The organism is Pseudomonas umsongensis, from assembly GCF_002236105.1.
In the GTDB taxonomy this organism is placed as follows: domain Bacteria; phylum Pseudomonadota; class Gammaproteobacteria; order Pseudomonadales; family Pseudomonadaceae; genus Aquipseudomonas; species Aquipseudomonas umsongensis.
This window is the reverse complement of sequence record NZ_NIWU01000001.1, coordinates 732790-753160: the sequence shown is the minus strand read 5'-3', so window position 1 is coordinate 753160 and position 20371 is coordinate 732790. Positions and strand designations below refer to the sequence as shown.

Here is a 20371-nt window from a genome sequence, read left to right as displayed (position 1 = left end):
TTTCATCACGCTCGTCGAGCCAGGAACTACCCATGCAAATGACCACCGCCCTCTTGATCGTCAACCCGTGCGATGACGAAGAAGACGACATGGCGATGCTGTGCTGCCACAGCGACAAGGGTGAGATGTTTCTCATGAGCCGTTACCCGGACGAGGACGAGCTGGAAATCACCCTCGACGGCGAACCTTCGACCCTCGACGGCGTGAAAGTCACCCTCAGCCCTACGCTGCTGAAGATCGAGATCGCCGCTGCGGATGCCGATGCGTTGAATGGGGATGATGTGCTGGAGATCACCTTCAACCCGGACATGGTGGACCTGGCTGAAGTGGAAGAAACTTTGCAGAACATCCTCAAGGGGACCGGGACCTATATCAGCGAACTGAGCTGATTCCTCCCTCCCGACACTGATCGTTCCCACGCGCAGCAAAAGAATGCCTCGAGGGACGCTCCGCGTTCCAATGGGACGCAGAGCGTCCCGGGCTGCGTTCCCACGCAGAGCGTGGGAACGATCTGTACAGTTTTGCCAGTCATTTCCCACTCTTTGCACAAAATGCCGTTAGTCGCCGCCCCCCGCGATGGATTAAAGTAACGCCCCCAGCCCTGGCGTTATATGAACGTCTTCGGTCACCCTTTCCAGGAACAGTCATCGATGGAACATCGTGAAGCGCTGCTCGCGCTGCGAACCTTTCTTTCAACGCAGATTCTCGGCCAGGAAAAACTCATCGAGCGCTTGCTCATCGCCCTGCTTGCCGACGGCCACATGCTGGTAGAGGGTGCTCCCGGCCTGGCCAAGACCAAGGCCATCAAGGAATTGGCAGAAGGCATCGAAGCGCAGTTCCATCGCATCCAGTTCACCCCCGACCTGTTGCCAGCCGACATCACCGGCACCGAGATCTACCGTCCTGAAACCGGCAGCTTCGTGTTCCAGCAAGGCCCGATCTTCCATAACCTGGTGCTGGCGGACGAAATCAACCGCGCCCCGGCCAAGGTTCAATCGGCCTTGCTCGAAGCCATGGCCGAGCGCCAGGTCAGCGTCGGACGCAGTACCTATGAGTTGTCGCCGCTGTTCCTGGTGATGGCCACGCAAAACCCCATCGAGCAGGAAGGCACCTACCCGCTGCCGGAAGCCCAGCTCGATCGTTTCCTGATGCACGTGAAAATCGGCTTTCCCGATGCCGCCGTCGAACGACGAATCCTGCAGCAGGCCCGCGGCGAAGCCCTCAATGGCGAAACCAAGCCTGAACGCCGGGTCAGCCAGCAGGCGATCTTCGCCGCGCGCAAGGAAATTCTCGGCCTGTACATGGCCGATGCCGTGGAGGAGTACCTGGTGCAACTGGTCATGGCCACCCGCACCCCGGGCAAGTTCGACCCGGAAATGGCCGAGTGGATTGCCTACGGCGCCAGTCCTCGCGGCTCGATTGCCCTGGACCGCTGCGCCCGGGCACACGCCTGGCTGGCCGGGCGCGACTTTGTCAGCCCGGAAGACATTCAGGCAGTGTTGTTCGATGTGCTGCGCCATCGCATCATCCTGTCGTTTGAAGCCGAGGCTGCCGGGATCGACCAGGATCGGGTGGTCCAGCGCATTCTCGACGTCGTTGCTGTCGCTTGAGTCCGATGAACGCCCTCCTGCCGCCCCAGCCGGGCATCCGCGTCACGCTCGCCGAGCTTATCGAGATGCGCCACCGCGTGCGCGAAGTGCAGCTGTTCTCCACGCCGAGCCAGCGCAGCCCGCTGATCGGCCTGCACCACTCCAAGCTGCGGGGCCGTGGGGTGGATTTCGATCAGGTGCGGGTTTACCAGGCCGGCGACGACGTGCGCACCATCGACTGGCGTGTGACGGCGCGCACCCAGGAACCCCACACCAAGCTGTTTCATGAAGAACGCGAGCGGCCGATCTTCATCATGGTCGAGCAAAGTCGGCGCTTGTTCTTCGGCTCGGGGCTGATGTTCAAGTCGGTGCTGGCCGCCCAGGCCGCGAGCCTGATTGGCTGGGCCGCGCTGGGGCATAACGACCGGGTCGGCGGCCTGGTGTTCGGCGACAACGAGCATTACGAAATCAAGCCAAGGCGAAGCAAACAGAGCCTGCTGCAGTTGCTCAACCGCCTGGTACGGGTCAATCAGTCGCTGCACACCGAAAGCGAGCCTGATCGCGATGCGTTTGGCATTGCCTTGCGCCGTGCGCGCGAAGTATTGCGTCCTGGCAGCCTGGTGATTGTGATCTGCGATGAGCGTGCCTTGTCCGGCAACGCCGAACAGCAGCTGAGCCTGCTGTCGCGCCATTGCGACCTGTTGCTGCTGCCAGTATCCGATCCGCTGGACCATGCCCTGCCCGCCGCCGGGCTGTTGCGCTTCGCCGAGCGTGGCGCACAACTGGAACTCGACACGCTCAACTTCGACCTGCGCCAAACGTACCGTGCCCAGGCCGAAGACCGCATCGCCCGCTGGGAGTTACTGGCGCAGAAGCTGCGGGTGTTGCTGATGCCGTTGAGCACGCAAAGTGAAATGGTCGAGCAATTGCGTGAGTACCTCAACCCACAGAAGCCGGGAAAAGGTCGATGAACGGTCTCGAGCAACTGCAGCCACTGATTTTCCCGCCCCCCGTGGACTTCTGGCCACCGGCCCCGGGCTGGTGGTTACTGCTGCTGTTGCTGCCGGCCATCGGTTTCGGCCTGTGGAAACTGCGGCACCTGTGGCCAGGCAAGCCGCCGGTCGCGCCCGTCGAACAACCCCTGGACCCGGTGCGCGTGGCCGCACTGGCGGAACTGGCGCGCATGCCCAAGCCTTACGACGGTGCGCCCGCCGGTGCCTGGCTGCAGCAGCTCAATGGCCTGCTCAAGCGCCTGTGCCGCAACCATTATCCCTACAGCCAGAGCCATACCCTCAATGGCCGCAAATGGCTGGCTTTTCTCGATAACCGCTGCCCCGCTGCCGGCCTGACCCGTTGGATGGTGCTGGTCGAAGGCGCCTACAAGCCCGAATGCAAGCTCGACGACAAGGCCATCGCCGGCTTGACCCAGGCAGTCGACACCTGGATTCGCAAACATGTTTGAGTTCGCCTGGCCGTGGATCTTCGCCCTGCTGCCGTTGCCCTGGCTGATGCGGGTGCTGTTGCCGGTAGCCGACAGTGGCGAACCGGCGCTCAAGGTCAGCTTTCTCAGCGACCTCGAAGGCCTCGCTCGCCGCCGGGCCCGCGCCAACCTGCCCGCCTGGCGCCAACAGGCACCGTTCCTGCTGCTCTGGTTGCTATTGCTGAGCGCCGCTGCGCGTCCGCAATGGCTCGGCGAACCACTACCGATTGCTGCCAGTGGGCGCGATCTGCTGGTGGCGGTGGATGTGTCCGGTTCGATGGACTTTCCCGATATGCAGTGGCAGGGCGATGAGGTCAGCCGCCTCACGCTGGTCCAGCATTTACTTGGCGATTTCCTCGAAAGTCGCGACGGCGACCGGGTCGGCCTGATTCTCTTTGGCAGCCGGGCGTACGTGCAGGCACCCCTGACATTTGACCGGCATACCGTGCGCGTCTGGCTCGACGAAGCGCGCATCGGCATCGCTGGCAAGAACACCGCCATCGGCGACGCCATCGGCCTGGCCGTCAAGCGCCTGCGGCAACGTCCGGCGCAAAGTCGCGTGCTGATCCTGGTGACCGATGGCGCCAACAACGGTGGCGAAATCGACCCGCTCACCGCCGCACGCCTGGCGGCCAGGGAAGGCGTGAAAATCTACCCGATCGGTATTGGCGCGGACCCGGAACAAAGCGGCACACCGGGTTTCCTGGGGATCAATCCGAGCCTGGATCTTGACGAACCCACCTTGAAAGCGATCGCCGATGCCACCGGCGGCCAGTACTTCCGCGCTCAAGATGGCAAGCAATTGCAATCGATCAAGGCCACCCTCGACCAACTCGAGCCTGTGACCCAGCAACCGACCCAGGCCCGCCCGGCCCAGGCGTTGTATCACTGGCCACTGGCGCTGGCGTTGTTGCTGAGCATGCTGCTGGTGGCTCGCGTGCTGTGGCCGGACAACCCGCTGCAACGACTGTTTACCAAGGATTTGTTCTTGCAAACGCAATTGCCTGACTGGCGCCAGCGCCTCAATCGGCTGCGCCTGCGGAGGCGCCGATGAGCGCACTCTGGCCGTACTGGTTCCGCCCGTGGTGGCTGCTGTTGCTGCCACTGCTTGGCTGGTTGCTCTGGCAACTGTGGCATCGGCAGAAGCGCGCCGGGCGCTGGCAGATGATCCTGCCACCGGCGTTCCATGCGGCGTTGCTCAGTGGCGGCAGCGGCCGCGAAAGCAAACTGCCGTGGGTTGCATTGGGCGTGGCGTGGTTGATCGCTGTGCTCGCATTGCTCGGGCCGAGCTTTGCCCGCGTAGAGCAGATCAGCCAGAAACCCGCCGATCCGTTGGTAGTGATCCTTGAGCTGACGCCGCAGATGCTCGCCACCGACGTTCAGCCAAACCGCCTGGAACAGGCCCGGCGCAAACTCTTCGACCTGCTGCAGAGCCGCAACGATGCACAGACGGCGATCGTCGTCTTCGCCGGCAGCGCCCACACCCTGGTGCCGCTGTCGGACGACCTGTCCACCAGCCGCAACCTGCTCGATGCACTCAAGCCGTCGTTGATGCCCGAAGCCGGACACCGTGCCGACCTGGCGGTGCTCAAGGCACTGGCACTGTTGGAACAGGCAGCACTGGGCGACGGCCGGATCCTGTTGATCGGCACCAGCCTGAGTGAACAGGAGCGCCTGGGCATCAGTCGCGCCTTGAGCGGCAAATCGACGCAATTGCTGATGATCGGCATCGGTACCACAGAAGGTGCGCCCATTACCCAGGAAGATGGCAGTTTCCTCAAGGATGAACAGGGGGCGATTCTCGTGTCGCGCCTGGATGAACCCGGCTTGAAAGCCTTCCTCAATGACCTGGACGGACACTACCGCCACGCACGCCTGAGCGACGCTGACCTGCGCGCCCTCGGCCTGCTCGACGGTCCGCGCAACTTGCGCAACGACGGCCAGACACTGCGTCTCGATACCTGGGCCGACCAGGGCTACTGGTTGCTCTTGCCACTGCTGTTGCTGGCGGCCTGCGCCGGTCGTCGCGGCTGGTTGCTCTGCCTGCCGCTGTTGCTGATGCTGCCGCAACCGGGCTATGCGTTCGACTTTCAGGACCTGTGGTTGCGCCCCGACCAGCAGGGCTTGCACTTGCTCAAGCAGAAACGCCCGGCCGAGGCTGCCCGGCACTTCGAAGATCATCAGTGGCAAGGCGTTGCCCTCTACGAAGCCGGCGACTACAGTGGCGCCGCCCAGCGGTTCGCCGAAGGCAACGACGCCCATGCCCACTACAATCGTGGCAACGCCCTGGCCAGGAGTGGCGAGCTGGAAGCGGCACTGGATGCTTACGAGCAAGCCCTTGAACGCCAACCGGACCTGCGTCCGGCGCTGACCAACAAGGCCTTGGTGGAGAGCCTGCTCAAGCAGAAGGCCGCAACGCCACCCCCTGACAAAGCCGCCGATGAGGCGACCAGCGATCTCGAGCAGCAAGCACCACCCAGTGACGCTGCGCAACCGTCGAAAGCCGGTGAGCCCGAAACGGCTGGCGAACCAACGCAGGCAACCACCGAGCCCTCCGCCACCACGCCCCCGCGCCCTGGCACCAATGAGGTTCCGGGAAGCGAACTGGGAGACGAACAGCACACCGTTGCGCCCATGCGCCCGGCCAGCGACAGCATCGACGGCGAGCAGCAGCAGGCACTGGAGCAATGGCTAAGGCAAATTCCGGATGATCCGGGAGAATTGCTCCGGCGCAAATTCTGGTACGAACAGCAACAACATCAGGATCAGGGAAAAACTCGATGACCCGCTTCACCGCCTTCATGCTTGTGCCGCTGCCCGCCTTGCTACTCTGCGTCGTGCAGACCCAGGCCGCCGAGCTGGTTGCCAGTGTCGACCGGGCTCGACTGAATTCCGGCGAGACGGTCGAGCTGACCCTGGAATCCAACGACGTGACCCAGTTCGGCAAGCCCGACCTCACATCACTTGAGCCACTGTTCGAAGTACGCGGCACCCGCCAGGTCAACCAGCTGAATACGCTCAATGGCGACAACCAGGCTACTACCCGCTGGATCATCACCCTGCTGCCCTTGCAAAATGGCACCGTGGTGATCCCCGCGCTCAAGCTGGGCGACGTGCAGAGCCAGCCGATCACCGTGCAAGTGATCGAGAGCGACCCACAGGCGAACCCGGACAAACAAGCGCCGGTGTTCATCGACGCCAGCCTCGATCAAACCAGCGTGTATGTGCAGGCCCAGGCCATCCTGACCTTGCGCATCTACCATTCGGTATCGCTGTACGACGACAGCAGCCTGCCGCCCTTGCAAATTCCTGACGCCCGCATCGAGCAATTGGGCGAATCGCGCACCTACGAGAAAGACATCAACGGCATACGCCACGGCGTCATCGAGATGCGCTACGCGATCTACCCGCAACACAGCGGCGAGCTGATCATCCCGGCGCAAATATTCAATGCCGCGCTGGTAGACGCGCAACCCGTCCAGGACGCCAGCGCCCAGGCGCCGAAATCCGGCAAATTGATGCGCGTCAGTTCCGGCCAACTGCTGTTGACGGTCAAGGCGAAACCCGTCACCTACCCCGCCGACCTGCCCTGGCTGCCGGCTCGCAGCCTGACGCTCAGCGAAAGCTGGAACCCGGAACCGGAACACGTTCAGGTCGGTGACTCGCTCACCCGCAGTCTCACGGTGAAGGCCGAAGGCCTGGGCAGCTCGCAACTGCCGCCGCTGCCTGGCACCGAGGCCAGTGGCTTGCGACGCTATCCCGATCAACCGGTGCTGGGCAACCAGAACAGCGAGCGAGGCCTGGTCGGCAGCCGCGAAGACCGCGAAGCGCTGGTGCCTTCGCGCAGCGGCGCCATAGAGTTGCCTTCGGTCGAAGTGGTCTGGTGGAACACCTTCGAAGACCATCTGGAGCACACCAGCCTGCCCGCCCGGACCTTGCAGGTGGCCGCCAATCCAAGTTTGCTGGTCGACACCCCGGCCGGCACCTCGGCACTCGACAGCGGCGCCAGCAACGAAACCCTCTGGCGCTGGAAACTCAGCAGCCTGATCCTAGCCTGCACCACCCTGCTGGGATTCGGCCTCTGGTGGCGGGCGCGCTCGCAACCGGCCATCCAGCGCGCGGCACAAACCGGCCCGAGCCCACGCACCGTGCTCGACGACCTCAAGCGCGCCTGCCAGGCCAACGACCCCCACGCCACCCGCCAGGCGCTCGACGCCTGGGCCCGCCAGCAACCGGAAACCCTGGCCGACATGGCCGCCCGCTTCGTCCCTCTGTCCGACGCCCTCGACGGCCTGAACGGCGCGCTCTACAGCGAAACCGGCCAGCACTGGCAAGGGGAAGACCTGTGGCGGGCGATTCGTACGATCCCGATAGCCGAACGGGTTCAGGACCCGGTTGGGGACAGTGGGTTGCCGCCACTTTATCCGAAGTAACACCCCCTCTGTAGGAGCCGGCTTGCTGGCGATAGCGGTGTGTCAGGCACCATCGAAGTCCATTCGACCCACCGCTATCGCCAGCAAGCCGGCTCCTACAGGTCTACGCGCAGTGTCTGACCACACCCACCCCGTTTGCCAGTAAACTCTCCCCCTTTAGCCGTTGTCATTTTTCCCCGCGGCCATCACCTTTTTTCCTACGGAATTCGCCTTGCGTCTGTTCCACACCTCCGACTGGCACCTCGGGCAGAATCTGCACGGCCAGGATCGCGACTTTGAGCACGGCTGTTTTCTCGACTGGCTGCTGCGTCAGCTCAAGCTGGATCAGCCGGATGTGCTGCTGATCGCCGGCGATATCTTCGACACGGTCAACCCGCCGGTCAAAGCCCAGGAACGTCTTTACGACTTCATCGTCAGCGCCCATGAGCAGCAACCGTTGCTGACCATCGTGATGATCGCCGGCAACCACGATTCCGGTTCACGGATCGAACTGCCCGCGCCCTTGATGCGCCGTTTGCGTACTCACGCCCTGGGGCGTGTGCTGTGGCTGGATGACGGGCAACTGGACGCCGAACGCCTGTTGCTGCCACTGCCCGATGCCCGGGGTGAAATTGCCGCCTGGTGCCTGGCGCTACCGTTCCTGCGCCCAGCCGAAGTGACGGGCGCGCATTTGGGCGATGACTACCTGCGCGGCATCGGCCAGGTTCATGAATGGCTGATCGAAGCGGCCAATGCCAAGCGCCAGCCCGGTCAAGCGCTGATCGCCATCAGCCATGCGCACATGGCCGGCGGTTCGGTGTCGGAGGATTCCGAGCGCAGCCTGATCATCGGCAACGCCGAAGCCCTGCCCGCCAGCCTGTTCGGGCCGACCATCAGCTACGTCGCCCTGGGGCATTTGCACAAGCCACAGAAGGTCAATGGCGAGGCGCGCATTCGCTACAGCGGCTCGCCGATACCCCTGTCATTCTCGGAGATCGGCTACCAGCACCAGATTCTCGACATCACACTCGATGGCGAAACGCTGGTCAGCGTCGAACCGAAACTGATCCCCCGTGCCGTCAACCTGCAACGTATCGGCCCTGCGCCCCTGGCAGACATCCTGGTGCAACTGGCCGACCTGCCCATCATCGACCTGTTGGCCGACTACCAGCGCCAACCCTGGCTGGAAGTGCGAGTGCGCCTGGACGAGCCGCAACCGGATTTGCGCCATCAGGTGGAAAGCGCCCTGCAGGGCAAAGCCGTGCGCCTGGTACGCATCGCCGCCGAATACGCGGGCAACGGCAGCCGGGAAGGCTCTGATAACGGCGCCGGGTTGATTGAGCTGGACCAGCTCACGCCCCAGGAACTGTTCAGCCGCGCCTGGCAGGACAACTACGGCAGCGAGGTCGATGAGCAAACCCTCAAGGACTTTGCCGAGCTGCTGCAAGACGTGCAGATGGAGGACGAACAACCATGAAGATCCTCGCCATCCGCCTGAAGAACCTCGCCTCACTGGCCGGTCCGTTTGAAATCGACTTCACCGCCGAGCCCCTTGCCAGTGCCGGACTGTTCGCCATTACCGGCCCGACCGGCGCGGGCAAGAGCACCCTGCTCGACGCGTTGTGCCTGGCGCTTTTCGGTGCCGTGCCGCGCCTGAACAATACCGGGCGCGACGCCAAGGTGCCGGACGTCGATGGTGAAATCGGCACCGGCGACCCACGCACCCTGCTACGTCGCGGCACTGGCGAAGGCTATGCGGAAGTGGATTTCGTCGGCATCGATGGCAGGCGTTATCGCGCGCGCTGGGAAGCCAATCGCGCCCGGGAAAAGGCCGGCGGCAAGCTGCAAGTCAGTCGCCAGAGCCTGCGCGACCTCGATCAGGATCAACTGCTGGCCAGCCAGAAAGGTGAATACAAGACCCAGCTCGAGGCCGCGCTGGGGCTGAATTTCGAGCAGTTCACCCGGGCCGTGCTGTTGGCGCAGAGCGAGTTCAGTGCCTTCCTCAAGGCCGATGACAACGACCGCAGCGAATTGTTGGAAAAACTCACCGACACCGCGCTCTACACTCGCCTGGGCCGCCGAGCGTTCGACAAGACCAAGGAAGCCCGTGAAGCGCACAAACTGCTGCAGGATCAGGCCAGCGGTGTCACGCCGCTGGCGCCTGAGGCGCGCGCCGAGCTCGATGAGCGCTTCCATGCCGCGCAACAACAGCTGAAATTGCAGCAGGCGCAACTCAAGCAGCTCGAGCTGCAAGACGCCTGGCTCAAAGAACTGCGCCGTTTGCATGACGCGCAACTGGCCGCCGCCGAACAACTGCACAGTGCCAGACACACCTGGGAAAGCCTGGCTGGCGAGCGCTTGAAGCTGACACGCCTCGAACAGCTGGCCCCGCAGCGGCACCAGTTCGCCCGCAAGGCCGAGGTCGATTCGCTACTCACGCCCTTGGCAGAGCAGATTGCCCAGCATACCCGGCAACATGGCGAACTCAGCGAGCGTCAGGCGCTACTGGAACAGCAATTGGGTGCAACGCGGATCGCCCTGGGCGAGGCACAGCAACGACAAACCGAATGTGCGCCGCTGTTGCGCCAGGCTTTCGAGGAACAAAGCACCCTCGCCCGCCTGGCCAAGGACGCGACCCTGGGCGCCGAAGCCAGGCAAGCCGCCGAACAGGCCTGCACCCAGGGCCAGAACGCGATTCAAACCTTGCACGAGCAACTGGCCCGGGCGACCGAACACTTGCAACGCATGGCGGCCGAGCTGGCCCAGAGCGCTCATCTGGCGCCGTTGAGCGATGCCTGGAATGCCTACCGTGATCGCCTGCAACAGCTGATGTTGATCGGCAATCGACTGAACAAGGGCCAGGCGGAACTGGCGAACCTCGAACAAAATGCCGAACGCACCGCACAAGCCTTCGCAGCGCAGAAACAGCAACTGGAGGTGCTGTTCAAAGAGGCTGGCGCCGAGCCGGATGCCGTCGCCGAGCAGATCGGTATCCTTGGCAGCCTGTTGCAGGACAACCGCAAGCAACTGCGTGCCATCGAAGATCTGACCCGGCTGTGGGACAGCCAACAGGACCTGGACAAGCGCGGCGCCGAGTTGCAACAACGCCAGGTCGCCGCGCAACAGGAACGTGAGCGCCTGACCCAGGACGGGGTAAAGGCCAAGGCTGAACTTGCCGTCGCCGAGCAGACCCTGACGGTCACTCGCGACCTGCTGGAACGCCAGCGCCTGGCCCGCAGCGCCAGCGTCGAGGAACTGCGCGCACAGCTGCAAGATGACCAGCCATGCCCGGTCTGCGGCAGCCAGGAACATCCTTATCATCAACCCGAAGCCTTGCTGCAAAGCTTGGGCCGCCATGATGAAAGCGAACAGGCCACCGCGCAAAAAGCCGTAGACCAGCTCAAGGAAAAGCTGACCGAACTGCGGGCGGAAGTGGGTGGACTGATCGCCCAGCAAAAAGAACTGCTGCAACAGCAGGATCAACTGGCGACCCAGCAACAAGCTCTCGCACCAAGCCTTCAAGCGCATCCGTTGGCCACCACACTGCTCAATCAGGATGCCGACAAACGCGGCGCCTGGCTCAGCCAGCAAAACAGGCAGTTGAACCAGAGCATCACCCAGGACGAACAACGGCAAAGCGCCCTGCTCACCTTGCAACAGGATGCTGCGCGTCTGACCCAGCAATTGCGCCACGCCGAAACCGCGCATCAGAGCGCGGCCCAGCACCTGGACAATCAACGGCGTGAACTGGGCAATGATCGTCAGCGCTTGGACGAAGAACTCAGCGCATTCGCCAGCCTGCTGCCAGGCGATACCCTGGAAGCACTTCGCACTGAACCCGCCGCGACCTTCATGCAGCTTGATCGGCAGATCGCCGAGCGCCTGGCACAACTCGATCAGCAAAAGGAAGAGCTGGCCGAACAGCAACAACGTCAGCAACAGCTTGAGAAGGAACAGGATCGGCAGCAGACCCGCGTGCAGCAATTGCAAATCGCCGAGCAGCAGTTCAATGCGCTGGCCGCACAACAACAGGCCAGCCAGCAGGCGCTTGGACAATTGCTCGGCTCGCACGGCAGCGCCGAGCAGTGGCAGCAGCAGCTTGAGCAGGACGTTGAACAGGCGCGTAACGCCGAAACCACGACGGCCACGGAACTGCAAAACCTACTCACCCAACGGGTGCGAATCGCGGCCGAACTCAAGGCGCAGCAAGAGCGTTTGCACACACTGGAAAGCGAAAACCGCGAACTGAGCGGCAAAATCGCCGAATGGCGCGCCCGTCATCCAGAACTGGATGACGGTGGCCTTGAAGACCTGCTGCAGGTCGACGATGCCCATGTGAGCGAACTACGCCAACGCTTGCAGCACAGCGAAAAAGCCATCGAGCAGGCCAATGTCCTGCTCCAGGAACGCGACAAGCGTTTGCTCGATCACAAGGCGCAGCACATCGGCGACCTGGATGACGAGCAACTCGCCAACGCGCTCACTGAGTTGCAAAACCAGTTCACCGTCAGCGAACAACGTTGCGCCGAACTGCGTGCCGAACAGGCCGAGGATCAACGCCGGCAGAATGCCAATCAGGCCCTGGCGCAACAGATCGCCGACGCGTACACCGAGTACCAGCGCTGGGCTCGCTTGAACGCGCTGATCGGTTCGGCCACCGGCGACACCTTCCGCAAGATCGCCCAGGCCTACAACCTCGACCTGCTGGTGCACCACGCCAACGTGCAATTGCGCCAACTGGTGCGGCGCTACCGCCTCAAGCGCGGCGGCAGCATGCTGGGCTTGCTGGTGATGGACACCGAGATGGGCGACGAACTGCGCTCGGTGCATTCATTGTCTGGCGGCGAAACCTTCCTGGTGTCGCTGGCCCTGGCGTTGGGCCTGGCATCGATGGCCTCGAGCACGCTGAAGATCGAATCGCTGTTCATCGACGAAGGTTTCGGCAGCCTCGATCCGGAGTCCCTGCAATTGGCCATGGACGCCCTCGACGGCTTGCAGGCCCAGGGGCGCAAGGTCGCGGTGATTTCCCATGTGCAGGAAATGCATGAGCGGATTCCGGTGCAGATCCAGGTCCGCCGCCAAGGTAACGGCTTGAGCACCCTGGAGGTGAAATGACCACCCTCTACTCGTTCCGTCGTTGCCCTTACGCCATGCGGGCACGCATGGCGCTACGCTACAGCGAAGTGGCCGTGGACATTGTCGAAGTCAGCCTGAAGGCCAAACCCGCCGAGATGCTCGCATTGTCGAGCAAAAGCACGGTTCCGGTATTGAACGTAGACGGCCAGGTCATTGATGAAAGCCTGGAGATTATGCGCTGGTCCCTGTCACAGTATGATCCGCAGGATTGGCTGCTCAAGGATGATCCGCAAGGGCAGCTCGCCATCGCGGCGTTGATCGAGGAGAACGATCAGGTCTTCAAGGTGCATCTGAACCGCTACAAGTATGCCGAGCGCTATCCGCAACAGCCGATGGCGTTTTATCGCGCAGAGGGTGAGGTGTTTTTGCGTAGGCTGGAGGAGTTGCTGGACGGTCGCGATTATCTGCTGGCCGACCACCCGACCCTGGCCGACGTGGCGCTGATGCCGTTCATACGGCAATTCGCCCATGTTGATCGCGAGTGGTTCGCGCAAACGCCCTATCGACGGCTGCAGGACTGGTTGCAGCGGTTTCTGGCGTCGGCGTTGTTTACATCGGTGATGGCGAAATAACCCGATCCTTGTAGGAGCGAGCATGCTCGCGATAAACCCGAGGGCGCCGCGGGGTATCAGGCACCCCACGTAATCGTTGACGACCATCGCGAGCGTGCTCGCTCCTACAGGAATCGGCGTTTCAGGCCAATACCTCGCACATGCCAATCACCGAGCAATCCACCTGGAACGGCCCGAAAAACCCGCTATCGGGCTCGTGTGGCGGGTTGCCCGCGAGCATCCCCATGGCCTTGGCTATCTCGATGTTGCGCGCGATGTTGTGGTTGGCCTCGATGGCCCGTGCCACCCCGCCTATTGACCCGTGCCCGATCCCCAGCAGGGAAAAGCCATTGGTTATGAATGCCAGGAAGGCGATAAGCAAAAGTTTGCAACGGTTCATGCTCCGGCCACTCCCGCCAGTTCGGCCGGATCGACCATCGCCTGTTGTGCGCGATGTTCAAACTGGATGCCAGGGTGCGCGACGTGAATCGGCGGCTCGACGGTTTGCCGCGACTGCGGCGAAAGACTGACAACCAGCACCATGACCAAATAGAGACCGATTGCTACGTAGGCGCCGTGTTTGGCAGAGGTGATGATGGTGCTGGCCATGATGAACTCCGTGGACATGTTTCAGAGTCCATAGAATCAATCAAAAAAGCAGCGGTAACCAACGAGTCTGATGCATAGCAAATATCAACTTCGTTGATCATTGAGCCAGTCTATCTCAGTCTTCAATAAAACTGATCATGCGCTCGCGCGCAGCGTCGGGTTCGCCGGGAATGGGGTCGGCAGCAGACAGGATCGGGGTCGAATAGAGGAACAACAGCACCACGGCAAGACGCATCGTCATTTTGGCAATCCTTTTCTTGAGAAGGAGGAGTCAAAAAATCAGCGTCAAATTTAGAGATATGGCCACCTGATATCAAGCATTACATCGATGGCTAAATGATATTGTCGCAAACGCGTTATGCAGGAGCGACATCACTTCAACGCCTTTCGCTGCCTGGGCTTCGATCGGCAAGTGACTTCGCTCCTGCATAAAAGGCTGCTGGTCGGGTCTTTCAGTGCTGGGTTTTGTGATCCAGGGCGGCGTAGAAGTTGGCGCTCTGTTGCAGGTATTTCTGGGTGTAACTCTGGGCGTGGGCTTTCTTGTCGCTGATTTCAACGTTGGCGCTGGCTGGCAGGGCCACGGTGGCGGAAATGGCGGAAGCGGCGATTACGGAGAAGAGATTGAAGTTCATGCGGATATTCCTCGAAGTCAGTTGGCTTGCTTGCCCGGTGGGGCCGTGAAGCAAACTTAACCCTCGAGGGTTATCAGCCTGAAATGCTTTGTGACACTTACAGATATCACCCTCATTGATAGAAGGATGCAGGCCCCATCAACCGGAGCCTGCGGCCTATTGACGCACCATGAATTTCAGGTCACTCGGTGCATCCATCGGCAGTTTTTGCACGGTTTTACCCAGCAAGCCGGTGATGGCATCGCGCTCGACGACGACAATCTGGTTACTTTTCTGATTGGCGATCAGTACGAACTTGCCGCTCGGATCGAGGCTGAACTCCCGTGGATGATCGCCCTCTACCGGGCGCCTTTGCAGTTCCTTGAGATGCCCCGTCGCCGGGTCGATGGCGAACACCAGCAGCTGGTTGGCCGTACCACGGTTGCTGACATACAGGAACTTGCCGTCCCTGGATGCGTGCAAGGCAGCGGCGGCCTTGTCCGAAACGGGCTGACCGGCAGCCAGATCGACCAACTGGGTTTGCTCAAGCTTGCCGTCGCGGTAATCGAACACCGCCACTTGCGCGCTCATTTCCATGGTCAGCCAGGCGTGCTTGCCATCGGCACTGAACAGCAGATGGCGCGGCCCGCTACCGGGCGGCAGCTGCACGAACGACGGTGTTGCCGGGGTCAACGGCAAGTCAGGATTGGCCTTTGGGTCGAAGCGGTAGGCAAAGACCTTGTCCGCCCCCAGGTCGTTGGAAAACACGTATTGGCCGTCTGGCGACGGTATCGTCGCGTGCACGTGCGCCGACATCTGCCGCTCGGGGTTGACCCGGCTGGCCGGATGGCTACTCATCTGCACCACCGGCTTCAACGAGCCGTCCGCCGCCACCGGCAACACCGCCAAGGTGCCGCCCGGATCTTCAGCCACCGAGTAGTTGCTGACAAACAAGTGGCTCGCTTCAAGGCTCAGGCTCGAATGCGTTGGCTCGTTGCCCAGGCTCTGTACCTGATTGATCAGGGTCAGTACCAGGGTCTTGGGGTCGATGGCATAACTGCTGACCCGCCCGACCGGATCGGTCTGGCCCGGGCCATTTTCGTTGACCACGAACACCCGCTGCTGATCCCTGGACAGGGTCAGCCAGGACGGGTTTTCGCTCTGGATCACTTGCAGCGGCCTGGCGTCGATCTGCCCGGTCGCACTGTCGAAGTTAAGCCGGTAGATACCCTGGCTTTGCCCGGCGGTGTAGGAACCCACGAGCAATTGATAGTTATCGGCGGATGCCACCTGGACGCCCATCGCGCCGAGGCTGCCGGCGATCAGCAGTGGCCAGACGTTACGCATCCTGTTGATCATCATCGTCGTCGTTGTCGCCGCTGATGACGTCGCCGAGGCATACCAGACGGTGTTCGCCGACGTTATCGCGGATCAGCCAATTCTGCTCTGTGGTGTCAAAGGTCGCGGCCTGGATCTGTGCCGGGGTGAATTCCCAGTGCCTGGCCGCTCGACCGTCCATGCATTCGATGTGCAGGTTGTCGTCGACATCGAGGGCGAATTCGAAGGCGTGCAGCCCGTCGATTTCCACCATCCCGCAATGTTCGAGGGCGTTGAGCAAGGTATCTGTTACGGCAGTCATGGCAGTCAATCTTTGAATGGGAAAAACGCAATGATAGCTCATGCACCTGATGATCGACTGATCGTTCCCACGGTCCCCGTGGTAACGCCTGAACGGACGCTCCGCGTTCGGCTCTGGAAGGGACGCAGAGCGTCCCGGGCTGCATTCCCACGCAGAGCGTGGGAACGATCATGTCAAAGGGCATCGCGAGTCGGCTTGCCATCCACCAGGCGCTGGATACCCAGCGGGTTTGCGTTCTTCAGCACATCCGGCAGCAGGCTGTCGGGGTAGTTCTGGAAACACACCGGGCGCAGGAAACGGTCGATGGCCAAGGTCCCTACCGACGTGCCGCGCGCATCCGAGGTCGCGGGATACGGCCCGCCGTGCACCATCGAATCGCAGACCTCCACGCCGGTCGGATAACCATTGAGCAGGATTCGCCCGACCTTCTGCTCCAGCAACCCCGTCAGTTCGCTGAACTGCTCGAAATCGGCCTGCTCACCGATGATCGTCGCGGTCAATTGACCATGCAGACCGTTCAACGCGGCGCTCAGTTGCGCCTGATCCGCCACTTCGACGACCACTGTGGTCGGGCCGAAGACTTCCGCTTGCAGCACTTCATCAGCCTCGATCAGCAAGCTGGCATCGGCCTTGAACAATTGCGGTTGCGCCTGACGCCCTTGTTGCGGTTTACCCGCCAGGTGTTCGATACGGGGATGGTCAAGGAGCTTTTGCAAGCCCAGTGCATAGCTGCCCAGCGTGCCGGCGTTGAGCATGGTCTGCGGCGGTTGATCGGCCATCATGTCCGCCAGTGACTCGAGGAAAGCAGTGAACTGCGGCGAACGGATACCCATTACCAGGCCAGGATTGGTGCAAAACTGACCGCAGCCTTGCACCACCGAAGCCGACAGGCCGCGAGCGATGGTCTCCATGCGCACTTGCAGTGCCTGGGGCAGCACGATCACCGGATTGATGCTCGACATCTCGGCGAACACCGGGATCGGTTGTGGGCGTGCCGCTGCCATGTCGCACAGCGCCCGACCACCCGCGAGCGAACCGGTAAAGCCCACCGCCTGGATGGCCGGGTGCTTGACCAGCGCTTCACCGACTCCGCCGCCGTAGATCATGTTGAACACGCCGCCCGGCATCGCGGTTTTTTCTGCCGCACGGATGATCGCATCGGCCACCTGCTCGGCCGTGGCCATGTGGCCGCTGTGGGCCTTGAACACCACCGGGCAACCGGCAGCCAGGGCCGATGCCGTGTCGCCACCGGCGGTGGAAAACGCCAAGGGGAAGTTGCTGGCTCCGAGCACTGCAACGGGGCCGAGACCGATACGGTATTGGCGCAGGTCGGGACGTGGCAAGGGCTGGCGCTCAGGTTGCGCCTGATCGATGCGCGCCCCGTAGAAATCGCCGCGCCGTAGCACATTGGCGAACAAGCGCATCTGCCCGCTGGTGCGGCCACGCTCACCGATGATCCGTGCGGCCGGCAATGCCGTTTCGCGGCACACCAGGCTGACAAACTCATCGCCCAGCGCATCCAGTTCGTTGGCGATGGCATCGAGAAATTCTGCGCGACGCTCCGCGCTCAGATTGCGATAAGCCGAATACGCCTGCGCGGCGGCCTTGGCGGCGGCATCGACTTCTTGCGGCGTGGCCTGGGTGAAATCGTGGGGCAACGCCTCGCCTGTCTCGGCGTCGACACTGTGCAATTTGACGCTGCCCAGCGCACTGCGCTGGCCGCCGATGTAGTTGTGGCCAAGAATTCGAAGCATGGGGAAATTCCTTAAAGAGTGCCGACAGTGCCGGGTTCGAACGCCGCATCGACCGCAACGATGCCATTGATTAACGGCGCGCCGAATTCGCCCTGGCTGATCTCGAACACATCGCCCGGTTGTGGGCGAATGCCGTCAGCGAAGGACAGGGTCGCGGTACCGAAGAAGTGAATGTGCACGTCCCCAGGACGCAGGAACTGGCTGTACTTGAAATGGTGGAATTCAAGGTTCGCCAGGCTGTGGCACATGTTGGCCTCACCACTGAGGAACTCGTTCTGCCACAGCACCTGGCCGTCGCGCAGGATGCGACTGGTGCCGGCCAGGTGTTGCGGCAGCTCGCCAACCCGCAGCTCCGGACCGTAGCTGCAACTGCGCAGTTTCGAATGGGCCAGGTACAGGTAGTTCTTGCGCTCCATCACGTGATCGGAAAACTCGTTGCCGACTGCAAAGCCAAGGCGATACGGCTTGCCGTCGTGACCGATGACATAAAGGCCGCTGAGTTCAGGCTCTTCACCGGCGTCTTCGGCAAACGGTGGCAAGGGGAATGGCTGGCCGGGGCGCACAACGATGCTGCCATCGCCCTTGTAGAACCATTCCGGCTGCACGCCCGCCTGACCGGCCGCAGGCTTGCCGCCTTCCACGCCCCATTTGAAGATGCGCATCGTATCGGTCATCGCGGCTTCGTCACCGGCCTGCTGGTGCATCTTGTCCCGGGCCGACGCGCTGCCCAGGTGAGTCAGGCCAGTGCCACTGACCAGCAGGTGCGCAGGATCCGGGTGATCCAGCGGTGGCAGGATGCGCAATTGCGCCAGCAGTCCAGCATAGTCGTGGCTGATGCCGAGCCCCAGGCTCTGCACCTGTTGCTCCAGATTGAGGCCTGCTTGGATCGCTGCCAGCGCCAGGTCGCGAACCGTGCGTGCCTCACGAACTTCCAGGACCTGCGCCCCCTCGACCACGCCGACACGGCGCTCGCCGTTACTCAATTCGAACTGAACCAAACGCATGATTTTTCTCCTGTGACAAATCTCAAATCCAACGAAGGTCCCCGTGGGAGCGAGCCTGCTCGCGAAGAGGTCATCACATCCAACCTATCTGTTGGCTGACACTGCGCCTTCGCGAGCAGGCTCGCTCCCACAGGAGATCGTTGTGAATCCTCAAGTACGGGTAGCCCCACGCGCACTGGCGGCAAACTCATCCGCCGGCAACACATGCTTGCGCTCCAACTGGCGGTACACCACGCCGGTCAACACCAGGCCGAACACCATCACGCAGGACAGGAAATACAGCCCCGACGCCAGGTTGCCGGTGTATTCCTTGAGCGCGCCGATCACGAACGGGCCGATGTAGCCGCCGAGATTGCCTACCGAGTTGATCAGGGCAATCCCCGCCGCCGCACTCGCGCCGGCAAAGAAGCGCCCGGGCAAGGTCCAGAAAATCGCCGTGCAGGAAAACAGTGCGAACGCCACCAGGCACAGCGCAATCAATTGCAGTACCGGAAACGTCAGCCAGGCGCTGAGGAACAAGCCGATGGCGCCCAACACATACAGCACCGCCAAGTGACCATAACGATCATTCAATCGATCGGAGCTGCGCGGGATGATCAGCAGACCAACGATCCCGAAGACATAGGGCACCGATGACACGAACCCGGTCACCAGGTCGCTGCCGCCGAACTGCTTGATCAGGGTCGGCAGCCACAGGCCCAGGCCATAGATGCTGAGGGTCACTGGCAGGTAGAACAGCGCCAGCAGCAACACGCGTTTGTCCTTGAGCGCGTGCAGCGGGTTGCCGTGGCGGGTCTGGCCGTATGCCTGCAGGTCTTTTTGCAGTTCGCCGCTCAACCAGTCCTTTTCGGCCTGATCCATCCACTTCACCTGTTGCGGGCCATCCGGCAACCAGCGCAGTACCGGCCAGGTCAGCAGGATCGCCGGGGTGCCGATGACGATAAACAGCCACTGCCAGCCGTGCAGGCCAAGAACGCCATCCAGGCCCAACAGCCCGCCGGACACGGGCCCGGTGATCATCATCGCGATGGGTTGGGACAGGATGAACAACCCCAGGATCTTGCCGCGATGGCGCACCGGGAACCACTGGGTGATGTAGTACAGAACGCCAGGAAAGAACCCGGCTTCCGCCGCACCGAGCAAAAAGCGCATCAGGTAGAAGCTGTTCGGCCCCTGGACGAATGCCATGCCGATGGTAATGGCGCCCCAGGTGACCATGATCCGGGCGAACCAGCGTCGTGCGCCAAAACGGTCAAGCATCAGGTTGCTGGGGATTTCCAGGAGGAAATAGCCAATGAAGAACAGCCCTGCGCCCAACCCGTACGCCGCATCACCGAGACCGATGTCGGCGCCCATGTGCAGTTTGGCGAAGCCCACTGCGGAGCGATCCACGTAGGCGATCAGGTACAGCAGGATCAGGAAGGGAATCAGTTTCAGTGTGATGCGGCGGATCAGCCGCAATTCCTGGCTCATGAGATCGGTCTCCGATTGTTGTTTTTATAGAACCTCGGGGGACGCCTCTCACGGCTAACCGTCAGGGCCATCCCTCCGCTGAAAACGACTATATAGTAATACTATTTATCCAA

19 protein-coding genes are annotated in these 20371 nt (G+C 62.1%); 10 read left to right on the top strand and 9 right to left on the bottom strand.

Annotation, left to right across the window (positions count from 1 at the left end; genetic code table 11):
- Positions 1 to 32 precede the first annotated feature (32 nt).
- From PSUM_RS03490 to PSUM_RS03445, 10 genes are all read left to right on the top strand, one after another.
- Positions 33 to 389, top strand: coding sequence for a hypothetical protein (locus PSUM_RS03490; protein ID WP_020800803.1), 357 nt, complete (start codon positions 33 to 35; stop codon positions 387 to 389).
- A 261-nt stretch (positions 390 to 650) separates the two neighbouring features.
- Positions 651 to 1610: an AAA family ATPase gene (locus PSUM_RS03485; protein ID WP_020800601.1), complete on the top strand. Its 960-nt coding sequence runs from the start codon at positions 651 to 653 to the stop codon at positions 1608 to 1610.
- Between the two features lie 5 nt (positions 1611 to 1615).
- Positions 1616 to 2560 (top strand): DUF58 domain-containing protein, encoded by a 945-nt coding sequence (locus PSUM_RS03480; RefSeq protein WP_020800600.1) that lies wholly within the window; start codon positions 1616 to 1618, stop codon positions 2558 to 2560.
- Positions 2557 to 3051, top strand: a complete 495-nt coding sequence (locus tag PSUM_RS03475; protein WP_020800599.1) for a DUF4381 domain-containing protein — start codon at positions 2557 to 2559, stop codon at positions 3049 to 3051. Before PSUM_RS03480 ends, PSUM_RS03475 begins: the two co-directional genes overlap by 4 nt.
- Entirely contained in the window at positions 3044 to 4123 is a 1080-nt protein-coding gene (locus PSUM_RS03470; RefSeq protein ID WP_033045343.1) for a vWA domain-containing protein, read from the top strand. The genes PSUM_RS03475 and PSUM_RS03470 overlap by 8 nt, the downstream gene beginning before the upstream one ends.
- A complete protein-coding gene (locus PSUM_RS03465) occupies positions 4120 to 5853 on the top strand; it encodes a vWA domain-containing protein (RefSeq protein ID WP_020800597.1) in 1734 nt (577 codons plus the stop codon). The genes PSUM_RS03470 and PSUM_RS03465 overlap by 4 nt, the downstream gene beginning before the upstream one ends.
- Entirely contained in the window at positions 5850 to 7502 is a 1653-nt protein-coding gene (locus PSUM_RS03460; protein ID WP_020800596.1) for a BatD family protein, read from the top strand. Before PSUM_RS03465 ends, PSUM_RS03460 begins: the two co-directional genes overlap by 4 nt.
- A gap of 211 nt (positions 7503 to 7713) precedes the next feature.
- Positions 7714 to 8958: an exonuclease SbcCD subunit D C-terminal domain-containing protein gene (locus PSUM_RS03455; RefSeq protein WP_020799322.1), complete on the top strand. Its 1245-nt coding sequence runs from the start codon at positions 7714 to 7716 to the stop codon at positions 8956 to 8958.
- Complete coding sequence (locus PSUM_RS03450) at positions 8955 to 12596, top strand: AAA family ATPase (protein ID WP_083348974.1); 3642 nt, start codon at positions 8955 to 8957, stop codon at positions 12594 to 12596. The genes PSUM_RS03455 and PSUM_RS03450 overlap by 4 nt, the downstream gene beginning before the upstream one ends.
- A complete protein-coding gene (locus PSUM_RS03445; RefSeq protein WP_083348973.1) occupies positions 12593 to 13189 on the top strand; it encodes a glutathione S-transferase in 597 nt (198 codons plus the stop codon). Before PSUM_RS03450 ends, PSUM_RS03445 begins: the two co-directional genes overlap by 4 nt.
- A gap of 121 nt (positions 13190 to 13310) precedes the next feature.
- Here PSUM_RS03445 and PSUM_RS03440 read toward each other — a convergent pair whose 3' ends face one another.
- The 9 genes from PSUM_RS03440 to PSUM_RS03405 form a co-directional block, all read right to left on the bottom strand.
- Complete coding sequence (locus PSUM_RS03440; RefSeq protein WP_020799319.1) at positions 13311 to 13568, bottom strand: hypothetical protein; 258 nt, start codon at positions 13566 to 13568, stop codon at positions 13311 to 13313.
- Positions 13565 to 13777: a hypothetical protein gene (locus PSUM_RS03435; RefSeq protein ID WP_033045345.1), complete on the bottom strand. Its 213-nt coding sequence runs from the start codon at positions 13775 to 13777 to the stop codon at positions 13565 to 13567. Before PSUM_RS03435 ends, PSUM_RS03440 begins: the two co-directional genes overlap by 4 nt.
- Before the next feature lie 115 nt (positions 13778 to 13892).
- On the bottom strand, positions 13893 to 14018 hold the full coding sequence (locus tag PSUM_RS32320) for a hypothetical protein (protein ID WP_020799317.1): 126 nt from the start codon (positions 14016 to 14018) through the stop codon (positions 13893 to 13895).
- 211 nt (positions 14019 to 14229) lie between these two features.
- On the bottom strand, positions 14230 to 14409 hold the full coding sequence (locus PSUM_RS03430) for a hypothetical protein (protein ID WP_020799315.1): 180 nt from the start codon (positions 14407 to 14409) through the stop codon (positions 14230 to 14232).
- Positions 14410 to 14565: 156 nt separating this feature from the next.
- Entirely contained in the window at positions 14566 to 15735 is a 1170-nt protein-coding gene (locus PSUM_RS03425) for a lactonase family protein (protein ID WP_020799314.1), read from the bottom strand.
- Positions 15728 to 16069, bottom strand: coding sequence for a DUF5629 family protein (locus PSUM_RS03420; protein WP_042955632.1), 342 nt, complete (start codon positions 16067 to 16069; stop codon positions 15728 to 15730). The genes PSUM_RS03425 and PSUM_RS03420 overlap by 8 nt, the downstream gene beginning before the upstream one ends.
- Before the next feature lie 131 nt (positions 16070 to 16200).
- Entirely contained in the window at positions 16201 to 17781 is a 1581-nt protein-coding gene (locus tag PSUM_RS03415; RefSeq protein WP_083348972.1) for an aldehyde dehydrogenase (NADP(+)), read from the bottom strand.
- An 11-nt stretch (positions 17782 to 17792) separates the two neighbouring features.
- The gene (gene araD1, locus PSUM_RS03410) at positions 17793 to 18785 is read right to left on the bottom strand and encodes an AraD1 family protein (protein WP_020799311.1); all 993 of its coding nucleotides are present in this window, start codon (positions 18783 to 18785) and stop codon (positions 17793 to 17795) included.
- A 150-nt stretch (positions 18786 to 18935) separates the two neighbouring features.
- Positions 18936 to 20258 carry an MFS transporter gene (locus PSUM_RS03405; RefSeq protein ID WP_020799310.1) on the bottom strand — a complete coding sequence of 441 codons (1323 nt, stop codon included), beginning with the start codon at positions 20256 to 20258 and terminating at the stop codon, positions 18936 to 18938.
- Positions 20259 to 20371: the final 113 nt, after the last annotated feature.

Coding starts and splice junctions, on each gene's coding strand:
- araD1 (WP_020799311.1), bottom strand. CDS start 18,785: ATGCGTTTGGTTCAGTTCGAATTGAGTAACGGCGAGCGCCGTGTCGGC.
- PSUM_RS03430 (WP_020799315.1), bottom strand. CDS start 14,409: ATGAACTTCAATCTCTTCTCCGTAATCGCCGCTTCCGCCATTTCCGCC.
- PSUM_RS03460 (WP_020800596.1), top strand. CDS start 5,850: ATGACCCGCTTCACCGCCTTCATGCTTGTGCCGCTGCCCGCCTTGCTA.
- PSUM_RS03405 (WP_020799310.1), bottom strand. CDS start 20,258: ATGAGCCAGGAATTGCGGCTGATCCGCCGCATCACACTGAAACTGATT.
- PSUM_RS03440 (WP_020799319.1), bottom strand. CDS start 13,568: ATGAACCGTTGCAAACTTTTGCTTATCGCCTTCCTGGCATTCATAACC.
- PSUM_RS03465 (WP_020800597.1), top strand. CDS start 4,120: ATGAGCGCACTCTGGCCGTACTGGTTCCGCCCGTGGTGGCTGCTGTTG.
- PSUM_RS03490 (WP_020800803.1), top strand. CDS start 33: ATGCAAATGACCACCGCCCTCTTGATCGTCAACCCGTGCGATGACGAA.
- PSUM_RS03435 (WP_033045345.1), bottom strand. CDS start 13,777: ATGGCCAGCACCATCATCACCTCTGCCAAACACGGCGCCTACGTAGCA.
- PSUM_RS03415 (WP_083348972.1), bottom strand. CDS start 17,781: ATGCTTCGAATTCTTGGCCACAACTACATCGGCGGCCAGCGCAGTGCG.
- PSUM_RS03475 (WP_020800599.1), top strand. CDS start 2,557: ATGAACGGTCTCGAGCAACTGCAGCCACTGATTTTCCCGCCCCCCGTG.
- PSUM_RS32320 (WP_020799317.1), bottom strand. CDS start 14,018: ATGACGATGCGTCTTGCCGTGGTGCTGTTGTTCCTCTATTCGACCCCG.
- PSUM_RS03425 (WP_020799314.1), bottom strand. CDS start 15,735: ATGCGTAACGTCTGGCCACTGCTGATCGCCGGCAGCCTCGGCGCGATG.
- PSUM_RS03485 (WP_020800601.1), top strand. CDS start 651: ATGGAACATCGTGAAGCGCTGCTCGCGCTGCGAACCTTTCTTTCAACG.
- PSUM_RS03445 (WP_083348973.1), top strand. CDS start 12,593: ATGACCACCCTCTACTCGTTCCGTCGTTGCCCTTACGCCATGCGGGCA.
- PSUM_RS03470 (WP_033045343.1), top strand. CDS start 3,044: ATGTTTGAGTTCGCCTGGCCGTGGATCTTCGCCCTGCTGCCGTTGCCC.
- PSUM_RS03480 (WP_020800600.1), top strand. CDS start 1,616: ATGAACGCCCTCCTGCCGCCCCAGCCGGGCATCCGCGTCACGCTCGCC.
- PSUM_RS03420 (WP_042955632.1), bottom strand. CDS start 16,069: ATGAGCTATCATTGCGTTTTTCCCATTCAAAGATTGACTGCCATGACT.
- PSUM_RS03450 (WP_083348974.1), top strand. CDS start 8,955: ATGAAGATCCTCGCCATCCGCCTGAAGAACCTCGCCTCACTGGCCGGT.